The organism is Pseudomonas cannabina (assembly GCF_900100365.1).
In the GTDB taxonomy this organism is placed as follows: domain Bacteria; phylum Pseudomonadota; class Gammaproteobacteria; order Pseudomonadales; family Pseudomonadaceae; genus Aquipseudomonas; species Aquipseudomonas cannabina.
The window spans coordinates 1,791,681-1,809,048 of sequence record NZ_FNKU01000001.1 but is presented as its reverse complement, the minus strand read 5'-3'; the positions used below and the strand labels follow the sequence as shown (position 1 = coordinate 1,809,048).

General features: G+C 60.5%; 11 protein-coding genes and 3 pseudogenes. 4 read left to right on the top strand and 10 right to left on the bottom strand.

Annotated elements, in window-relative coordinates; all coding sequences use genetic code 11:
• Window position 1: 1 nt before the first annotated feature.
• Window positions 2-930: pseudogene (locus BLT55_RS08470) on the bottom strand (magnesium transporter CorA family protein).
• Window positions 931-934: 4 nt separating this feature from the next.
• Window positions 935-2,521 (bottom strand): RimK family protein, encoded by a 1,587-nt coding sequence (locus tag BLT55_RS08465; RefSeq protein WP_054998935.1) that lies wholly within the window; start codon window positions 2,519-2,521, stop codon window positions 935-937.
• Window positions 2,522-2,614: 93 nt separating this feature from the next.
• Between BLT55_RS08465 and BLT55_RS08460 the strand changes: the two genes are divergently transcribed.
• A complete protein-coding gene (locus BLT55_RS08460) occupies window positions 2,615-3,778 on the top strand; it encodes a GNAT family N-acetyltransferase/peptidase C39 family protein (RefSeq protein WP_054998936.1) in 1,164 nt (387 codons plus the stop codon).
• Window positions 3,779-3,801: 23 nt separating this feature from the next.
• Window positions 3,802-4,660 (top strand): annotated as a pseudogene (locus tag BLT55_RS08455) (polysaccharide deacetylase family protein).
• 7 nt (window positions 4,661-4,667) lie between these two features.
• Here BLT55_RS08455 and BLT55_RS08450 read toward each other — a convergent pair.
• From BLT55_RS08450 to BLT55_RS08435, 4 genes and pseudogenes are all read right to left on the bottom strand, one after another.
• Complete coding sequence (locus BLT55_RS08450) at window positions 4,668-5,927, bottom strand: metal-dependent hydrolase family protein (RefSeq protein WP_054998937.1); 1,260 nt, start codon at window positions 5,925-5,927, stop codon at window positions 4,668-4,670.
• Window positions 5,924-7,245 (bottom strand): annotated as a pseudogene (locus BLT55_RS08445) (MFS transporter). Before BLT55_RS08445 ends, BLT55_RS08450 begins: the two are co-directional and overlap by 4 nt.
• Before the next feature lie 189 nt (window positions 7,246-7,434).
• Window positions 7,435-8,331, bottom strand: coding sequence for a LysR substrate-binding domain-containing protein (locus BLT55_RS08440; protein WP_054998938.1), 897 nt, complete (start codon window positions 8,329-8,331; stop codon window positions 7,435-7,437).
• 25 nt (window positions 8,332-8,356) lie between these two features.
• Window positions 8,357-9,262, bottom strand: a complete 906-nt coding sequence (locus tag BLT55_RS08435; RefSeq protein WP_074800288.1) for a LysR substrate-binding domain-containing protein — start codon at window positions 9,260-9,262, stop codon at window positions 8,357-8,359.
• Between the two features lie 154 nt (window positions 9,263-9,416).
• Here BLT55_RS08435 and ydiJ point away from each other — a divergent pair, with 154 nt between their 5' ends.
• On the top strand, window positions 9,417-12,464 hold the full coding sequence (gene ydiJ, locus BLT55_RS08430) for a D-2-hydroxyglutarate dehydrogenase YdiJ (RefSeq protein ID WP_054998940.1): 3,048 nt from the start codon (window positions 9,417-9,419) through the stop codon (window positions 12,462-12,464).
• A gap of 134 nt (window positions 12,465-12,598) precedes the next feature.
• On the opposite strand, the gene BLT55_RS08425 is transcribed toward ydiJ, so the two are convergent.
• The 3 genes from BLT55_RS08425 to yghX form a co-directional block, all read right to left on the bottom strand.
• Complete coding sequence (locus BLT55_RS08425) at window positions 12,599-13,378, bottom strand: carboxymuconolactone decarboxylase family protein (RefSeq protein ID WP_054998941.1); 780 nt, start codon at window positions 13,376-13,378, stop codon at window positions 12,599-12,601.
• Window positions 13,356-13,856 (bottom strand): (R)-mandelonitrile lyase, encoded by a 501-nt coding sequence (locus BLT55_RS30880; protein ID WP_054998942.1) that lies wholly within the window; start codon window positions 13,854-13,856, stop codon window positions 13,356-13,358. Before BLT55_RS30880 ends, BLT55_RS08425 begins: the two co-directional genes overlap by 23 nt.
• Window positions 13,857-14,167: 311 nt before the next feature.
• Window positions 14,168-15,055 (bottom strand): YghX family hydrolase, encoded by an 888-nt coding sequence (yghX, locus tag BLT55_RS08415; protein WP_054998943.1) that lies wholly within the window; start codon window positions 15,053-15,055, stop codon window positions 14,168-14,170.
• A 189-nt stretch (window positions 15,056-15,244) separates the two neighbouring features.
• On the opposite strand from yghX, the gene BLT55_RS08410 reads away from it, so the two are divergent.
• Window positions 15,245-16,336, top strand: coding sequence for a GGDEF domain-containing protein (locus tag BLT55_RS08410; protein WP_054998945.1), 1,092 nt, complete (start codon window positions 15,245-15,247; stop codon window positions 16,334-16,336).
• 48 nt (window positions 16,337-16,384) lie between these two features.
• On the opposite strand, the gene BLT55_RS08405 is transcribed toward BLT55_RS08410, so the two are convergent.
• Window positions 16,385-17,263, bottom strand: coding sequence for a polyprenyl synthetase family protein (locus tag BLT55_RS08405; protein WP_223862765.1), 879 nt, complete (start codon window positions 17,261-17,263; stop codon window positions 16,385-16,387).
• Window positions 17,264-17,368: the final 105 nt, after the last annotated feature.

The window sequence follows — 17,368 nt, the reverse complement described above, 5'->3', positions numbered from 1 at the left end:
CTCAGGCCGAACGGGCCATTTTGCGTAACCCCAGACCATCACCGCCCCCAGCCCGAGCATTGCCAGCAGCAACGCCGGGTAAGCCACCCACCAGTGCAGCGGGGCGGTCATCATGCTGAATTCGGACATGCCGCCGATTCCGGCAATCAGGTTCAGGGGCAGAAACACCACGTTGATCAAGGTCAGTTTGCGCAACAGGTTATTGGTGCTGTTGTTGACCAGATTGCCCCGAGCGTCCATCAGCCCGGCAAACACCGTGGAGTAGATTTCCGTCTGTTTGTAGCACTGGTCGTTCTCGATGATCATGTCGTCGATCAGCGCCAGGCTGGCTGCACCGTATTGCTTGCCTTGCGCGTGATTGCGCAGGCGCGTCAGCACCGCGCCGTTGCTGTGGATGGCGTTGATGTAATACACTAGGCTTTCGCTGAGGTTGAACATCTGCAGCAGATGACGGTTTTCCAGTGACGAGTTGAATTTCTGCTGCAATTCCCGCGCGACCATCTTGATGACCTTCAAGTGGCCCAGGTAGTGATGAATGTTGTTGAACAGCAATTCCAGGAGGATATCCAGCGGCTGGTTCAGCGGACGATGAGCCCCCAGCGCGCTCAGGGGCTGATCGTCAGGGCAGATAAGCACCAGGTGATGCTCACTCAACAACACGCCGAATGACGAGACATCGAACGAAAAACTGTCTTTGCCGGAGTAGTTTTCCGGACGTTTCCAGATCAGAAACAGCGCATCGGGGTGAAACTCGATGCGCGAGATCTCGTCCGGGTCGAGCGCCGAGGCCACGGCGTGCTCATCAAGGTGGAACCGCTCCAGCAACAGCCTGCGCTCACCAGCGTCGGGCTTGCTGAACCACAGCACTTGAGCCCGCTGCGGATCACAGGCGTGCAAGCGGCCGTCATCGAGTTTCAGACCCTGAATCATCGCGTCACCATGCCTGGCCGAGGCGTTTGAGCTCCAGGCGGCGAACAAACTCTTCCAGCACCAGGCTGTACAGGTCGTCCTGTAAGTAAGCGTCTTCGATACCGGCATCCAGATTCGGGTTGTCGTTGACCTCGATCACCACCACCTGCTCGCCGGACTGTTTCAAATCCACCCCGTAAAGCCCGTCACCATTCAGGTTGGCGGTCTTGAGCGCCAGTTCGACCACGGCGCTCGGCGCTTCGTGAATGGCAAGCGTCCGGCACTCGCCAATTACCTCGGCACCCATCGCCTTATGGTTGTAAATCTGCCAATGGCCTTTGGACATGAAGTACTGGCAAGCGAAGATCGGTTTGCGATTGAGAATGCCGATGCGCCAGTCGTATTCGGTGTAGAAAAACTCCTGCGCCAGCAGCAAGACCGAATGCTCGAACAATTGGGTGGTGGCAGTGTGCATTTCGTCGGGCGTACTGACCTTGATCACGCCTCTGGAGAAACAGCCGTCAGGGATTTTCAGCACCAGCGGGAAGCCCAGTCGTGTCGCCACGTGTTGCAGTTCTTCGGGGCGATCCTTGTAGAGAATTTCGGTGCGTGGCATGCCCAAGTCATGGCTTTTCAGCAGGTCGGTCAGGTACACCTTGTTGGTGCAGCGCAGAATCGAGGTGGGATCGTCCATGACCACCAGGCCCTCGCTTTCGGCTTTTTTGGCAAACCGGTACGTGTGGTTGTCGACGCTGGTGGTTTCACGAATCAATAGCGCGTCGTATTCGGCCAGACGGGCGTAGTCTTTCTTTTCGATCAGCTCGACATCGATGCCCAGGCGCTGACCGACGCGAATGAAGTTGGCCAACGCCTGAGCATTGGAGGGCGGCAGTTGCTCCTGCGGGTTGTGAAGAATTGCCAGGTCATAGCGCGCCATACGACGCGAACCGGGCTGTCGCCAGATCTTGCGGCTGAAACCTTCGAGCGCGCTGGCAAACTCGTCTTGCTGATCATCGCGTAAACGGGGCAGGGCGCCGGCCTTGATACCGGCGATGTGCCAATTGTCGCGCTTGCGAAACTCGACCATGAGGATCGGGCAGGGAAATGCCTCAAACAACTGACGGGCCAGGTCTTTCAGCGGTTCAAGTGTGGTCTGGCCGAAATACAGCGTCAGGGTGAAACCTTCGGTGTCGTCATAGGGATGATCCTCAAGTGCGGTTTCCAGCAACTTGTCCAGGTCATCGAGTGCCAGACCGTAAAGTGACTTGCGGGTCAACTCGCTGATGGTTTTAACCGAAGGGATTACAGTGTGCTGGCGCGCTTCAGCCAGCAGCGAACAGTAATAGCCGTGGCCCAGGTATTTGTAGCTGCGGCACAGGTTGATGACGTGTACACGCTTGCCAGGCTTGGCTTTCAGCGGTTTTTCCAGGTAGTCCTGAGCGCTGATCAAATCTTCGCTGGGGAAGTAAGATGCCCAGTCTTCAAGCCGTTCGACAATAATCACCAGTTGCCTCTGCGTTGCAAAGGGGGTCGTTGGATTCGCACATTTGTTGGTTGCCGAAAGTGCAAGTTGCGCCGATACTTCGTTCATCTTCACCTGTGCCGCTGACATGTGTAATCGATCCGATGGGAAACAAGTCCTTTCTATTAAGCATGTGCTTTTTGAAATGTCCCGTTTCGTTACACAACTTTTACGGCGGTGCAGATGGACTTTATATTTCGTGATGCCGTGGCAGACGATATCGAGGCGTTGCTGGTGCTGGAGAACCAGTGCTTTGAAGGCGACCGGCTGACGGCGCGCAGCTTTCACTGGATGATTCGCCGCGCCAACGCGTGTCTGATCGTCGCCGAGCACGCTGGCCAGCTCAACGGCTATGCGCTGGTGCTGTTTCATCGCGGCACTTCACTGGGGCGTCTGTATTCGCTGGCGATTGCCGACTCCGCAAGGGGGCAGGGGCTGGGCAGGCAGTTGTTGCTGCGCGCCGAACAGCAGGCGGTAGAGCGCGATTGCGCTTACCTGCGGCTGGAAGTGCGCCCTGACAATACGGCGGCCATCGCGCTGTACGAGCGCAGCGGGTATCGGCGCTTCGCTCAGGTTGAAGATTATTATCAGGACCATGCTCCGGCGCTGCGTTACGAGAAACGCATCGTCGAGCACGCTCGGCAAGACAGCCGCCCGGTGCCTTACTACCAGCAGACGCTGGACTTCACCTGCGGCCCGGCCTGCCTGTTGATGGCCATGAAAGCCCTGCAACCCGAGCGCTCCATGAGCCGCGCCGAAGAGTTGCAGATCTGGCGCGAAGCGACCACGGTGTTCATGACCTCCGGCCACGGCGGTTGCAGCCCGCAGGGGTTGGCGCTGGCGGCGTGGCGACGGGGCTTTGCCGTGGACCTGCTGGTGTCGGTGTCTGGCCCGCTGTTTCTCGGCGGCGTGCGCAGCGACAGGAAAAAGCAGGTGATTCGTCTGGTTCACGAGCAATTCTGTCGCGAATTGGCGGCGTCCAGCGTGCAGACATTGCCCAACCGTTCGTTGAGCCTGCCACGCCTGCTGGCCGAGGGCGGCAGGCCGTTGGTGTTGATCAGCAGCTATCGCCTGACACGCTCCAAGGCCCCGCACTGGGTGATGGTGACGGGCTGCGACAGTGACTTTGTCTACCTGCATGATCCGGATATCGATCACAGCCTGCACCGTCAGGCCATCGACTGTCAGCACATGCCGGTCAGCCACGCTGATTTCAACCGCATGAGCTGTTTCGGTGCCGACAAACTCAGAGCCGCAGTGATTGTGTTTGCCGCGTCGGTGGATGACCATGCGCCCGCTTTACACAAGGCTTCGGCAGCTCACGCAAAGGTTCCAGCCCTCAGATAAAACCCGTCTTCAACGCCCTGTGGATGCTTGCCATCGCCCTGAGCCTGTCGGCCTGCATCAGTGCGCCGGTCCCGCTGACGGCAGCTACCACAGAGAAGCTGCGTCAGCAGCCGCCGGTTCGCTTTTTGCTGACCTTCGACGATGGCCCGAGCGCCTCGACGTTTTACAACCCGAGCATCACGGTGCTCGACAGCCTCGCGCAAAACCCGGTTCAGCCGAACATCAAAGCGGTATTTTTCGTGCAGACCGGCGCGACGGGCGCAGGCAACAGCGAGCAAGGGCGGGCAATCATGCAGCGCGAGCATGAGGAAGGCCATCTGCGGGGGTTCACACCGCTACGCCGCACCACACCAATCATCGTTCGCTGACCGATGAAGCACTGGAGCAATCGCTGACCAAGGGCTGCGCCATCCTGGCTTCGATTACCGGCTCACCGACCCTCTTGCTGCGGCCGCCATTCTGGAACTATGACAAACGCACGTTCAGCGCCTATCAGCGGCACGATCTGAAGGTGTTGCTGACCGACCTGAGCGCCAATGACGGAAAAATATGGGGTTACAACTTCAGCCTGCGCCGCCGCTCGAACATGGTCAGCCAGCTGTCCCAAGTGCGCGAACGTATCGCTGCCGGAGAGTTGCCCGTGGTGGACGGGGTGATTCCGGTGGTGGTGACTTTCCATGACCTGAACCGCTACACCGCACGGCATACGCAGGAATACGTGCAGATACTGGTCGACAGCGCCGCGCAGACGGGTGTGCGGCTGGCCGCTAAGCCGTTTTACGATGACAGCGCGCTGCCTTGGCCCGAACGGTCAAAAATGCCGACCAGCCTGTTCGCTTACCCGGCGTGTGGAACTGGATCTGGGACCACAACGCTCACTGACGGCCAATCAAGTCAGGGTGTTTTTGCGCACCTGACCGCCCTGAACAATCATCGCCAGTTGCTCGCCCTGGCCCACCAGGCAGTTGATATCGCTGAGCGGATCGCCATCCACCACCAGCAGGTCGGCAATGGCGCCCGCAGCGATGCACCCCAGTTCACCTTCGCGTTGCAGAATCTGTGCGGCAACGCTGGTGGCACTGCGCAGCGCCGCCAGATTACCCAGCAGTTCTGCACGAATTCTCAGCTCATGGGTTTGATACTCGTGCATTTCTCCCAGCAGGTCTGAGCCATAGCCCATCGGCACGCCTGCTTCGGCGAACAGTAACAAGGCGTTGCGTCCGGCCTGACGCACGTCCTCGATCTTCGCCACAGAGTCAGCAGGCAGGCCGAAGCGTTCGCCGTACTCGGCGAGCATTTCGTAGGTGACCTGGGTCGGCACCGCAAAGGCACCTTTTTCGGCCATCAGCCGAGCGGTGTCGGCATCCACCAGATTGCCGTGCTCGATGGTCCGCACGCCGCACTCGATGGCCCGGCGAATCGCCCGGGCCGTGTAGGCGTGGGCCATGACGTAGGTGTTGGCCGCCGCGGCTTCGTCGACGATGGCGCGGATTTCAGCCTCGCTGTACTGGGTATTGGCAATCGGATCAGTCGGCGAAGAAACGCCACCCGAGGCCATGATCTTGATCTGGTTGGCGCCCTGTTGCAGTTCTTCGCGCACCGCCAGGCGCACGTTGTCGACGCCATCCACCACGCGGGCGATGGCCCCGGCCCGGAAGCAGCACGAGCAGGGCTCGTTAAGCAGCAGTTCGCCACGTGCACGCATGTCGCCATGGCCACCGGTCTGCGACAGCGCCTTGCCGGACGCGAAGATCCTCGGGCCGGGAATCAGGCCCATCTGGATTGAACGCGCCAGCGCCCAGTCGGCACCGCCAGCATCGCGCACGGTGGTGAAACCACGATCGAGCATCGCCGCCAGAATCGGCAGCGCGCGGTACATGATGATCGCATTGGGTTGCAGCGCGTTCATGCCCAGGTTGGCGTTGGAGGCCAGAACGTGGACGTGACAATCGATCAGGCCCGGCATCAGGGTTCTGCCGCCCAGATCGATCACCTGAGCATTGGCCGGGGCAGGCTGATCTTCGGCGCGCACCTCGACGATACGCTCGCCCTCGATCACGACTTCCTGGCCGGTGATCAGCTCGCCCAGGTTCAGGTCCAGCAGGCGGCCGTTGCGCAGGATCAGGCACGGGGATTCAGCGGTACTCATGGGTAAGCTCCAGACAAAGGGCGATGAGCGGTCGGCGCACGATCACGATAAAGCAGCGCGCCGATGCCGCTGACAATAGCGGCGAACATGATGTAAAAGGCGGGTGCCAGGTTGCTGCCGGTTGTGGCAATCAGCCAGGTAATCGTGAACGTGGCGAAACCACCGAAGATCGTCACGGCAAAGTTGTAGGCCACGGAAAGGCCGGTGGACAGCACGTGGGTCGGCAACAGCTCACCGAAGGCGGCGAGGATCGAGCCGATATAACCGGAGATCAGCAGGCCGAGCACCAGTTCGAAAATCAGCAGTGAATACAGCCCCGGCACCTGGTTGATGAACAGAAACATCGGGTAAGCGCTGAAAAAGATGGCAATCGCCGAGCCCAGCAGCCACGGTCGATGCCCGCTGCGGTCAGCCAGGGCGCCAACAATCGGTGTGGCGACGATCAGCACTGCGCCGCCCATCATGCCGGCACTGAAGCCCATCCATGACGGCAGGCCGAGCACGCGCTGCGCGTAGGACGGGATATAGAACAGGATCGCGTAGGTGCAGACCGTCCACAACACCACCAGCGAAAAGCTGATCAGGGTCTGGCGCGGATAGGTCTTGATGACTTCGCGCAGCGGCGATTCGACGCGTTTGGCCGCTGTGTAGGCAGGCGTTTCATCGACCCGGCTGCGGATGTAGAAGCCGACCGGGCCAATCAGCGTGCCGATCAGAAAAGGCACGCGCCAGCCCCAGCTTTCAAGCTGCCCTGGGTCAGATAAGTCGACAGGATCGCGCCCAGTGCCGAGCCGAGCAGCACCGCAACGCCGATGCTGGCCTGAATCCAGCTGGAATAGAACGCTTTCTTGCCCTCGGGCGCGTGCTCGGTCAGAAACGCCGTAGCGCTGCCCATTTCACCCCCGGCGGAGAACCCCTGCAGCAGGCGCGCCAGCACAATCAGCACCGGTGCCAGATAGCCAATCTGCGCGAAGCTCGGCGTCAGGCCGATGATCAGCGTGCCCATTGCCATGAGCAGGATAGTCAGCGACAACGCGGCCTTGCGCCCGCGCTTGTCGCTGTAGATACCGAGCACGATACCGCCGACCGGGCGCATGAAAAAGCCGACACCGAAGGTCGCCAGTGCCAGCAGGTATGAGGTCAGCTCGCTGCCGGTGGGGAAGAATACTTTGGCGATGATCACCGAGAAAAAGCTGTAGCCCGTGAAGTCGAACCACTCGAGGCCGTTGCCGATGACAGTCGCGGTGACCGCCCGGCGGGCTTTTTGATCGTGGGTCTGCTCGTGGCTGCGTGAGGCGGATTGTTGTGTAGTGCTCACTGTTTGGCTCCTGCATGCGATACACGCAGGGAAGCCCCTGCATTGGCTGCATTGATTGGGGGCAGAGTTGGCGAGGTGCAGCAGAGTCAGGTCTTTAGCCCGCTTGATTCGAGAGTAGGCGCTGGGCAACTTTTGAGAAAACGCTTATTACGCAGGTTTGCATGCGCTGGGCGCATGCATATTTTGAGGTTAACCGGCTATTTCTTCACTCAGCCATTTTTCGAACGCACGTGCCGCGCGGCGGGGCATCTTGCCGCTGGGGGTCAGCAGGTAATAGCCGCCGACTGCGCCGACGCTGGTGTTGCACGCCGGCACCAGCGCACCGGACTGTACGTGGCGATCGATCATCGGCTGCCAGCCAAGCACGATGCCGTGCCCGGCGATGGCCAGGTCCACCAGCACCGGGTACAGGTTGACGGTCATGCGCTGACGGATCAGCGAGGCGTCGACACCCTGACGGCCGAACCAGTCGGACCACGACAACCACTGACGCTGCCCGTCTTCGAGCATCAACAGACAATGATCCAGCAGTTGCGCGGGTTCCAGCACCTGGCCTTGCAGGTAGTCGGGCGAGCAGTAAGCGTTGACCGATTCGGCAAACAGTAGACGACTGTCCAGGCCTGCCGGCGACGTTTCGCGCAGAAAATACAACGCCAGGTCGAATTCGGCGCGGATCAGCGAGTCCAGCCCGTCGACCACCCGCAGGCGGATGTCCACCGCCGGAAACGCGTCGCGATAACGCCCCAGCAGCGGGCCAAGCCACAAGGCCGCGACGCCACTGGAGCAGGCCAGTGTCAGTTGCTGATCGCCGCTGTGGGTGATGACTTGTGCAGTCGCTTCGGCGCACAGAGTCAACATTCGCTGAATCTGCTCGGCGTAGATCTGCCCGGCGACGGTCAGGTGGATGCGCTTGTGCTCACGGCGAAACAATGCCCGGCCGAGGAATTCCTCGAGTTGCGCGACCTGGCGGCTGATCGCGCTTTGGGTCAGATTCAACTCGGTCGCGGCGCGGGTAAAGCTGCCGTGCCGTACGGTGGCCTCGAAGGCGATCAGGTTCTGCAGGGGCGGAAGGGGTTCGATACGCACGGTGGCTCCTGTTTGCAGGCTCGATTCACAGACTGTCCGGGAACGGCGTCGATAACAGCCAGTCCCGGAATACGCACAGCGACGGCAGATTCTGAAAGCGCGTGGCGTAGGCCAGGTAGTAATTTCGCCCGCTGTCGAGAGGCTCGAACAGCGTCACCAGCTCGCCGTTGCTGATTTCGTCCTGCACCAGAATGCGCGGCACCAAGGCAATGCCGATCCCGGCCGCTACGGCCTGGATCAGGTGCGAGGTCAGCTCGAAGCTCGGGCCGGGACGCATGACGTGATGGGACAGATGATTGCTGTCAAACCAGTCCGACCAGGCATTGGGCCGCGACACCACGCTCAGCAATGATTGCTGGGCAACCTGCGCCGGGGTCATCGACTGGTAGCCCGCGAGCGCGGCAGGGCTGGCAATGACCACCAGTTTCTCGCTGACCAGCGGGTGCGCAATGTAGCCCGGCCAGTTACCGTGGCCCGCACAGATAATGGCGTTCATTTCGCTGGCTGCGGGCGTCAGATCGGCGTGCACGATGCGCGAGTGAATGTGCACCACATAGCCCGGATGCCGAGTGTAGAAATCATTCATGCGCGGCAGCAGCCACTTGGAACCGAAGGTCGGCAGCACCGCCAGGTGCAGGGTGCCGCCCTCGGATTTATGGGCGATGGTCTGCAACGTCGCGCTGCGGATGCGGCCCAGTGCGGCGGCCAGCTCGTGCTGATACAACGCGCCTGCGGTGGTCAGTTCGATGCGCCTGCCGTCGCGTTTGAACAACTCGACCTGCAATTGTGCCTCCAGCGCCTGCACCTGACGGCTGACCGCGCTCTGGGTCAGGGCCAGTTCGTCGGCGGCCTTGGTGAAGCTGCCATGCCGGGCAGCCGCTTCAAAGGCGAGCAGCAGCGACATCGAAGGCGTCAATCTTCTGGTGTTCATTCATAAAACTCATGGAAAAGCGGCATGTTTTACGTTTGCGCTGAAGCACGACAGGCGGGAGAATCGCGGTAACCCTTGATAACACCCTGCATACGAGCGTTTCGAAGCATACGTGCTTTGCATAGAAAACGCCTAGCCAACCAGGAAACCCACCATGATTGCGCTGCTGAAACCGACCTCCGAACAGATCGGCCATTACGATCGTTTTCTCGATGCGCTGGTCGAGGGTGGCTTTCGCGGCGAAATCGCCAGGGATCACAGCTCTCGCACAGTAATGGCCACCGACAACTCCATCTATCAGCGCTTGCCGCAGGCGGCGGTGTTTCCAATGGACAGCCATGATGTAGCGATCGTCGCTCGCCTGGCCGCGCGGCCCGAACATCGACAGGTGGTACTGACCCCACGTGGTGGCGGCACCGGCACTAACGGGCAGTCGCTGACCGATGGCGTGGTGGTCGATCTGTCGCGGCACATGAATAACATCCTTGAAATCAACGTCGAGGAGCGTTGGGTGCGGGTGCAGACTGGCGTGGTCAAGGACCAGCTCAACGCAGCCTTGAAGCCGCACGGGCTGTTTTTCGCGCCGGAGTTATCAACCTCCAACCGCGCCACGGTCGGCGGTATGATCAATACCGACGCCAGCGGGCAGGGCAGTTGCACCTACGGCAAGACCCGCGACCATGTGCTGGAACTGTCGACCGTGTTGCTCGGTGGCTCTTACGTCCACAGCCAGGCGATGGGCCCGGTGCAACTGGCCAGTGAGCAGGCGCGTGTTGATCGGGCTGGCGATGTGTACCGCTGCGCACAGCAGATTGCCGACACCCAGGCGCAGCTGATCAAGGACGTGTTTCCGCCACTGAATCGCTGCCTGACCGGTTACGATCTGGCGCACCTGCGCGAGGAAGACGGGCGCTTCAACCTGAACAGCGTGCTGTGCGGCTCCGAAGGCTCGCTGGGTTTTATTGTCGAAGCCCGGCTCAACGTGCTGCCGATTCCCAAGCACTCGATTCTGGTCAACGTGCGTTACGCCGGCTTCATGGATGCCTTGCGTGACGCCAAGGCTTTAATGGCGCACAAGCCGCTGTCGATTGAAACCGTGGATTCCAAAGTGCTGATGCTGGCGATGCAGGACATCGTCTGGCATGGCGTGGCCGAGTACTTTCCGCAGGACCCGGCGACACCGACGCTGGGCATCAACCTGATCGAGTTCAGCAGCGATGAGTTGAGCGACGTGGAGCAGCGCGTGCATGCTTTCGTCAGCCACTTGCAGGCAGACACGTCGGTGGTGCGCCTGGGTCACACGCTGGCAATCGGCAGCGCGGCGGTGAATCGGGTCTACGCCATGCGCAAGCGCTCGGTAGGGTTGCTCGGTAACGTACAAGGCGAAGCGCGGCCGCAGCCATTTGTGGAAGACACCGCAGTCCCCCCGGAAAATCTCGCTGACTATATTCAGGAGTTCCGTGCGCTGCTGGACAGCTACGGCCTGCAATACGGCATGTTCGGCCACGTGGACGCGGGCGTGTTGCATGTGCGACCGATTCTGGACATGAAAGACCCGGCGCAGGCAGCGCTGATTCGGCCAATTTCCGACGCCGTCGCGGCGCTGACCAAGCGCTATGGCGGCTTGCTGTGGGGCGAGCACGGCAAAGGCCTGCGTTCGCAATACGTGCCCGAGTATTTCGGCGAACTGTATCCGGCCTTGCAGGCGCTCAAGGCTGCCTGCGACCCGTTCAACCAGCTCAACCCCGGCAAGATCGCCACACCGGCGAGCGTGCCCGAGGCGCGTCTGACTCTGGTGGATGAAGTGACGCTGCGTGGCGATCTGGATCGCACGATCGACGAGCGGGTCTGGAAGAGTTACGACAGTGCGCTGCACTGCAACGGCAATGGTGCCTGTTACAACTACGACAGCGACGACGCCATGTGCCCATCGTGGAAAGCCACCCGCGACCGTGTTCACTCTCCCAAGGGGCGGGCGTCGCTGGTGCGTGAATGGCTGCGTCTGCAAGGCGAGCAGAATGTCGATGTGCTGACCGCCAGCGCCAGGGCGCGCACGGCCAATGTGCTGAAAAGCCTGGCCGAGCGAACCGTCAACAGCGTGGCCAGAGTGGCTGGGCAGAAGGATTTCTCTCACGAAGTCTACGACGCCATGGCCGGTTGCCTGGCCTGCAAGTCCTGCGCCGGGCAGTGCCCGGTCAAGGTCAACGTGCCCGAGTTCAGGTCGCGTTTTCTGGAGCTGTACCACAGCCGCTACCTGCGTCCGTTCAAGGATTACCTGATCGGCTCGCTGGAATTCAGCATTCCGCATCTGGCGCGCTTTCCCAGGTTGTACAACGCGGTCATGGTCGCCAAACCGGTGCGTTACCTGCTTGAGCACGTGGCCGGAATGGTCGACAGCCCGTTGCTGAGCCTGACGGACTTTCGTGCTGCCTGCGCGCGCTGGAATGTGGGCATTGCCACGCCACAGCGGTTGGCCGCGCTGACCGGGCAGGAGCGCAAGCGCACGGTGGTGCTGGTGCAGGACGCGTTTACCCGCTATTTCGAAACGCCGCTGGCCGCAGACTGGCTGGAACTGATTTCGCGCCTGGGCTATCAGGTCTACCTCGCGCCGTTTGCCCCCAATGGCAAACCATTGCAGGTGCAGGGCTTTCTGGCCGCGTTTGAAAAAGCCGCCAGCTTCAACAGCCAGTCGCTGGGCAAGCTGGCCGGGCACGGCATTCCGCTGATCGGGCTCGACCCGGCCATGACTCTGGTTTATCGCCAGGAGTACAGTAAGACGCTGGGCGAGGAAAACGTGCCGACCGTCCTGCTGCCGCAGGAATGGCTGGCGACCGCGCCTGAGGCGCAGCGTGACGCGGTGGCGGAGGAAACGTATTACTTCTTGCCGCACTGCACCGAAAAAACCAACGAGCCGGGCAGCGTCGGCCTCTGGCAGAAAGCCTTCGCCCGCGCCGGCCTCAAACTGGAAGTGCTGGCCAGCGGCTGCTGCGGTATGTCAGGCACCTACGGGCACGAGACCCGAAACGCGAAAACCAGCGACATCATCTACAGCCAGTCCTGGCAACCGCTGGTGGCGAGCCATGGCGACGAAGGCCGACTGCTCGCCGACGGCTACTCATGCCGCAGTCAGGTCAAACGCCAGGATGGCAAGGTCGTGCAGCATCCGTTGCAAGTGCTGCTGGAACGGGTGAGGGCGCTGTAATACGGCTCAGAGCGTTCAGGCGGAGCATCGGTACGTTAGGTGTTTTCAACACGTCTCGTGCCACCCGCGCCAATGAATGCGGTGCTCGACGTCAGTGCACCGCATCGCACCTTTCAACGGATCAAGCCGCCACCTTACGCTTTGGCGTTCGCGCTCAGCGCAGCAGTGAGTGCCTCGTTTGCACGTTCAGCGTTCTGCGGGTCGACGTGCTCGTGCAAGGTGTGGGCAAGTTCTCGCAATTGACCTTCGGTCAATCCCACGTTCATGCTGATGCGCATATGAGATTGCAACTGTGCCTCTGCGCCTGGAATGGCAGACAGCATCGACACGGTGGCCAACTCACGGACCTGCCAGGTGACGTTATCGCGTTCGAAGATATCGCCGAAAAGATGCGTCTTCAGGTATTCATCGACTGCGGGCGCGAACTCGAACAGCGGGCCCTTTACAGGGGCACCCACCAGCCTGGTCTGATTTGCCGTTCCGGCATTCAGCAACTCGGTACCTTTCGGAGCAGGCTTGCTCGGCTCGCGGCCTGGCTCATCGTGCAGACCGCGTGACTTTCGTGCCTCGGTGACTTTCATTAACTCGGCAAGCGCGTTAAGGCTTCTTGGAAAACCTGCGTAGGCGTAAACCTGTACCAGAATTTCTTTGGCTTCATTCACCGTTACTCCGGCGTCGAGCGCCTGCTCCAACGCACTGTTGAGCCTGGTAATGTTGCCTTCGGCGGCAAGCGCAGCGACCGGTACGATCGCTCGCTGTTGCGCTGTCAGTGCCGTGGAGGATACGTGCGCGTTGTTCATGTCGGTGGATTCCTGTGCGGCGGCTGCGGGCAGATAGAGGACCGAGCCCAGGCTGAGGAGGGCTGCGAGCAGTGGGGCAAGAATCGGGCTTTTAGCGCCCGCTGTATTGATCATCACTGACTTTCTCCATCCAGTTGACGTTGGCTCCGTCAGCCTGCGTCGCCGTGACCGCCAGATGAGTCATCGCTGTTTTGGGCGCTGCGCCGTGCCAGTGTTTGACGCCAGGAGGGCAATACACGACATCTCCCGGGCGGATTTCCTGAACAGGCTTGCCCCACTCCTGAGTCAGGCCGACCCCGGAGTACACCACGAGCCGCTGCCCGGCGGGGTGGGTATGCCACGCTGAGCGTGCGCCTGGCTCGAAAGTCACCAGCGCCCCGGATGTGTTCAATCCACCATCAGCGGGCCAGACCATGTCGATTCGCACCTGACCGGTGAAATAAGCGGCCGGCCCCGCGATGGATGCCTGACTGCCCACTCGTGTGATGTGCTGCTTCGCTCCCGGATCAATGGGCGCATCGCCTGCAGCACATGCGACTCCGGCAGTCAGTGCTGCTGCGCAGAGCGCCACTTTTATCATGTGCTTGAGCATGGCAAGTTCCTTCTTTTGATTTGAAATCACATGCGCCAGTTTGCCGGTTGTCAGGGGTGAAAATGCTCCGCCAGTGCACTGGATCCGAATAGCCGAGCATGTGGTCAATGTGGATGAGCGGAGCGACGGCGTACCGATAGTTCAAGGCGGACGCTTGAGTGATGGTCGATCAGCCTGTGGCCTGACAATCCGGATCGAACCGACATCACGGGCGATGTTAGCGTTAACCACCTTGGCCGATAAGGTAGGGAAAAATGAATGCCTTTTTGCAAGAAATTCACTAATCAGCACTCATCCTTCAAAATCAACCCTCACACCAGATACTTGTTGAACCACCCCATTGTGCGCTCCCAGGCCAGTTTGGCGGCGGCTTCGTCGTAACGCGGGGTCGAGTCGTTGTGGAAGCCGTGGTTGGCGCCCGGATAGATATAGGTTTCGTAGGTCGTACCCGCTGCTTTCAATGCCTTCTCGTACGCAGGCCAGCCTTCATTGATGCGGGTGTCCAGTTCGCCGTAGTGAATCATCACCGGAGCCTTGATCTTCGCCACGTCTTTGGCGTCAGGCTGACGCCCGTAGAACGAGACCGCCGCGCCCAGCTCGGGGTACGCAACGGCCGCAGCGTTAGCCACGCCGCCGCCATAGCAGAAGCCGGTGATCCCTACCTTGCCGGTGGTTGCGTCATGCTTCATCAGCCACTCGACGGCCGCGAAGAAGTCGTTCATGAGTTTTTCCGGGTCGACCTTCTGCTGAAGCTCGCGGCCCTTGTCGTCATTGCCCGGATAGCCACCGACCGATGAAAGACCGTCGGGTGCCAGCGCGATGAACCCGGCTTTCGCCACGCGCCGGGCCACGTCTTCGATGTACGGGTTCAAGCCGCGATTCTCGTGCGCGACAACCACAGCAGCCACCTTGCCGGTGGCTTTCGCCGGGCGCACCAGATAACCGCGCACCTGACCAGGGCCCTTGGGGGACGGGTAATTCACATACTCGGCGATGATATCCGGATCGGTAAACTCGATCTGGGTGGCCAGTGCATAGTTGGGGCTCAACGAAGCAAGCAACGCGCTGGCGGTCAGCCCGCCCAGGGTGAACAGCGCGGCACGGTCGAGGAATTCACGCCGGTTGATCTTGCCATGGGCGTAATAGTCGTAGAGCTCAAGCAGTTCAGGGGCAAAGTCTTTCGCGGTGAGACGTTCCATCGGCATGCATCCTCTGAGTCGTACAGGCCGCACGTAAATGCACGGGCCGGTGATCACTGCGCATTAAAGCAGCCTCGTGTCGGGTTGACACATAAACGACAGATACATAACGGTTTGTTAAATTGTTAGACAATGTGTCAAGCATTATGGTGTTTTGCCGATACAGTCGATGAATTCAGTCCTGTGTTCATGGTCATACCCAGCCCGCACTTTCGAGAAAACGTGATGATGACCCTCCTGGCAGAAGACCGATCCCAGCTTTACAAGGACACGGCCGCCCAGTTCTGGAAACACATCACGCCTATCGTTTACGTCGCCCTCGGCATTCATTGTGTATTTCTGCTGGTGTTTCTCGCCCTGCATGTCGAAATTCTGTGGCTGGCCAACATCGTCAGCACCCTGATTTACATCAACTGCATCTACCTGATCAGAGGAGAGCGTTACCGGCAGACCGGGCAACTGATGAGCCTGGAAATCATCGCCCATGCGGTACTGGCCACCTGCGTGCTGGGCTGGGAAAGCAATTTCAGTTTTTATATGTTCTGCGTCATCCCGATCATCGCGTTCACCTTCCAGCTGGTAACGATCAAGCGTGTTGTGTTCAGCGTGGCGATCCTGCTGGCGGTGGTGGCCTGCTTCGCTTTCCGCCGGCACATGGGCCACAACTCCGGCCTGAGCAGCACGATGCTGGATGTGTTCGGGGTCATCAACGTGTTCACCGCGACCACGCTGGCGATCTACGCCACTGCGCTTTCCGTGCGGTTCACGTCGTCTATCCAGCTCAGCCTGTTTCATCTGGCCAATCGTGACAGCCTGACCAACCTGTTCACCCGGCGCAGGGTTCTGGATCGGGTGCGGCAGTTGCAGGCGCGGCGCCAGGGGCTGTCGGCATCGCTCATCCTGCTGGATATCGATCATTTCAAACTGATCAATGACCAGCACGGCCACGATACCGGCGATGTAGTGCTGCAGCGTGTGGCAGACATCATTGTCAGCAGCGTGCGCAGCAGCGATATGGCGGCACGCTGGGGTGGCGAGGAGTTTCTGGTGCTGATGCCCGATACCACGCAGGAAGATGCACAACGGGTGGCCGACCGGATCTGGACCCGCATTGGCAACGAATCAGGCTGGAGCCGGGCGCAGGTCATGAAAGTCACGGCGACGCTGTCGATGGTTGCCATTCAGCGCGAAGAGAGTTTCGAGATTGCCCTCAGCCGTGCAGATGCGCTGCTTTATCTGGGCAAGAAACAGGGGCGCAACCGGCTGATGGTCGGCGTATGAGCATCAACTGTGCATCGGCTCAACGCACTGTTGCGGCCTTCTGGAAGATCAGCCGCAGGTAACCGCCGATAATCTGTTCACTGCCGTAAGCCGCATGAGGTGCCCATCGGCTTTTTTCAGGTGTGCGCGCAACTGCTCGGTGACTTTCTGCTCGCCATACAGCGCCACGAACGTTGATTTTCCCTCGTCCTTGCCTTGATCCTTCGCATTGTCGGCGGATTTGTCCTGCAAATCGTCATACAGCTGGAAGGCCTGACCCAGTTCGGTGGCGAAATCCTGCAAACCGGCACGCGTGCCTTCGTCGGCACCGCTCACCAGCGACGCCATGTCCATGATCGCGCTGAACAGCACGCCGGTCTTGAGCCGATTGGTCGTGGCGATCTGCTCGGCATCGCGGCTGTGCAGGCCGTCGTGCAGGTCCTGAAACTGACCACGCACCAGGCCTTGCATACCGACAGCGTTGGCCAGCACACCGACCAATTGCGTGCGCACCGCAGGCGGCACCTCGCTGATGCCGGCGACGACACCAAACGCCCGACTCAACAGGGCAACCGCGGCGAGGATCGCAACATCCTGACCGAATTTAAGGTGCACGGTAGGCAGCCCTCGTCGCAGACGGGCGTCATCCATGCAGGGCATATCGTCGAGTACCAGCGACGCCGCGTGGATCATTTCCACCGCGCAACCCAGCTCCAGGGCCGCACTGCTGTCATGCCCCAGACCATCGGCCGCCAGCATCAGCAGCATCGGGCGCACCCGTTTGCCCGGTGCCAAGGTGCCCTCGCGCATGGCAATGGCCACCAGGTCACGTTCGTTGCCGCCCGCCGGCAGCAAGTCATTCAGGCGTTTCTCGATCTGCTCACGCACACTTGCCAGATGCTCTGCCAGGCCACTGTCGAGGGGGGCGTCCAGTTCCACATTAGTCATTTGCATACCTTGGCTGTTTGGGCTCGACAGCTCGGCTGTCTTGTCTCAGGTTCAATCCTTGCGCAGCAAACCAACGGAACGACCTCCGTTCTTGAGTGCCTCAAG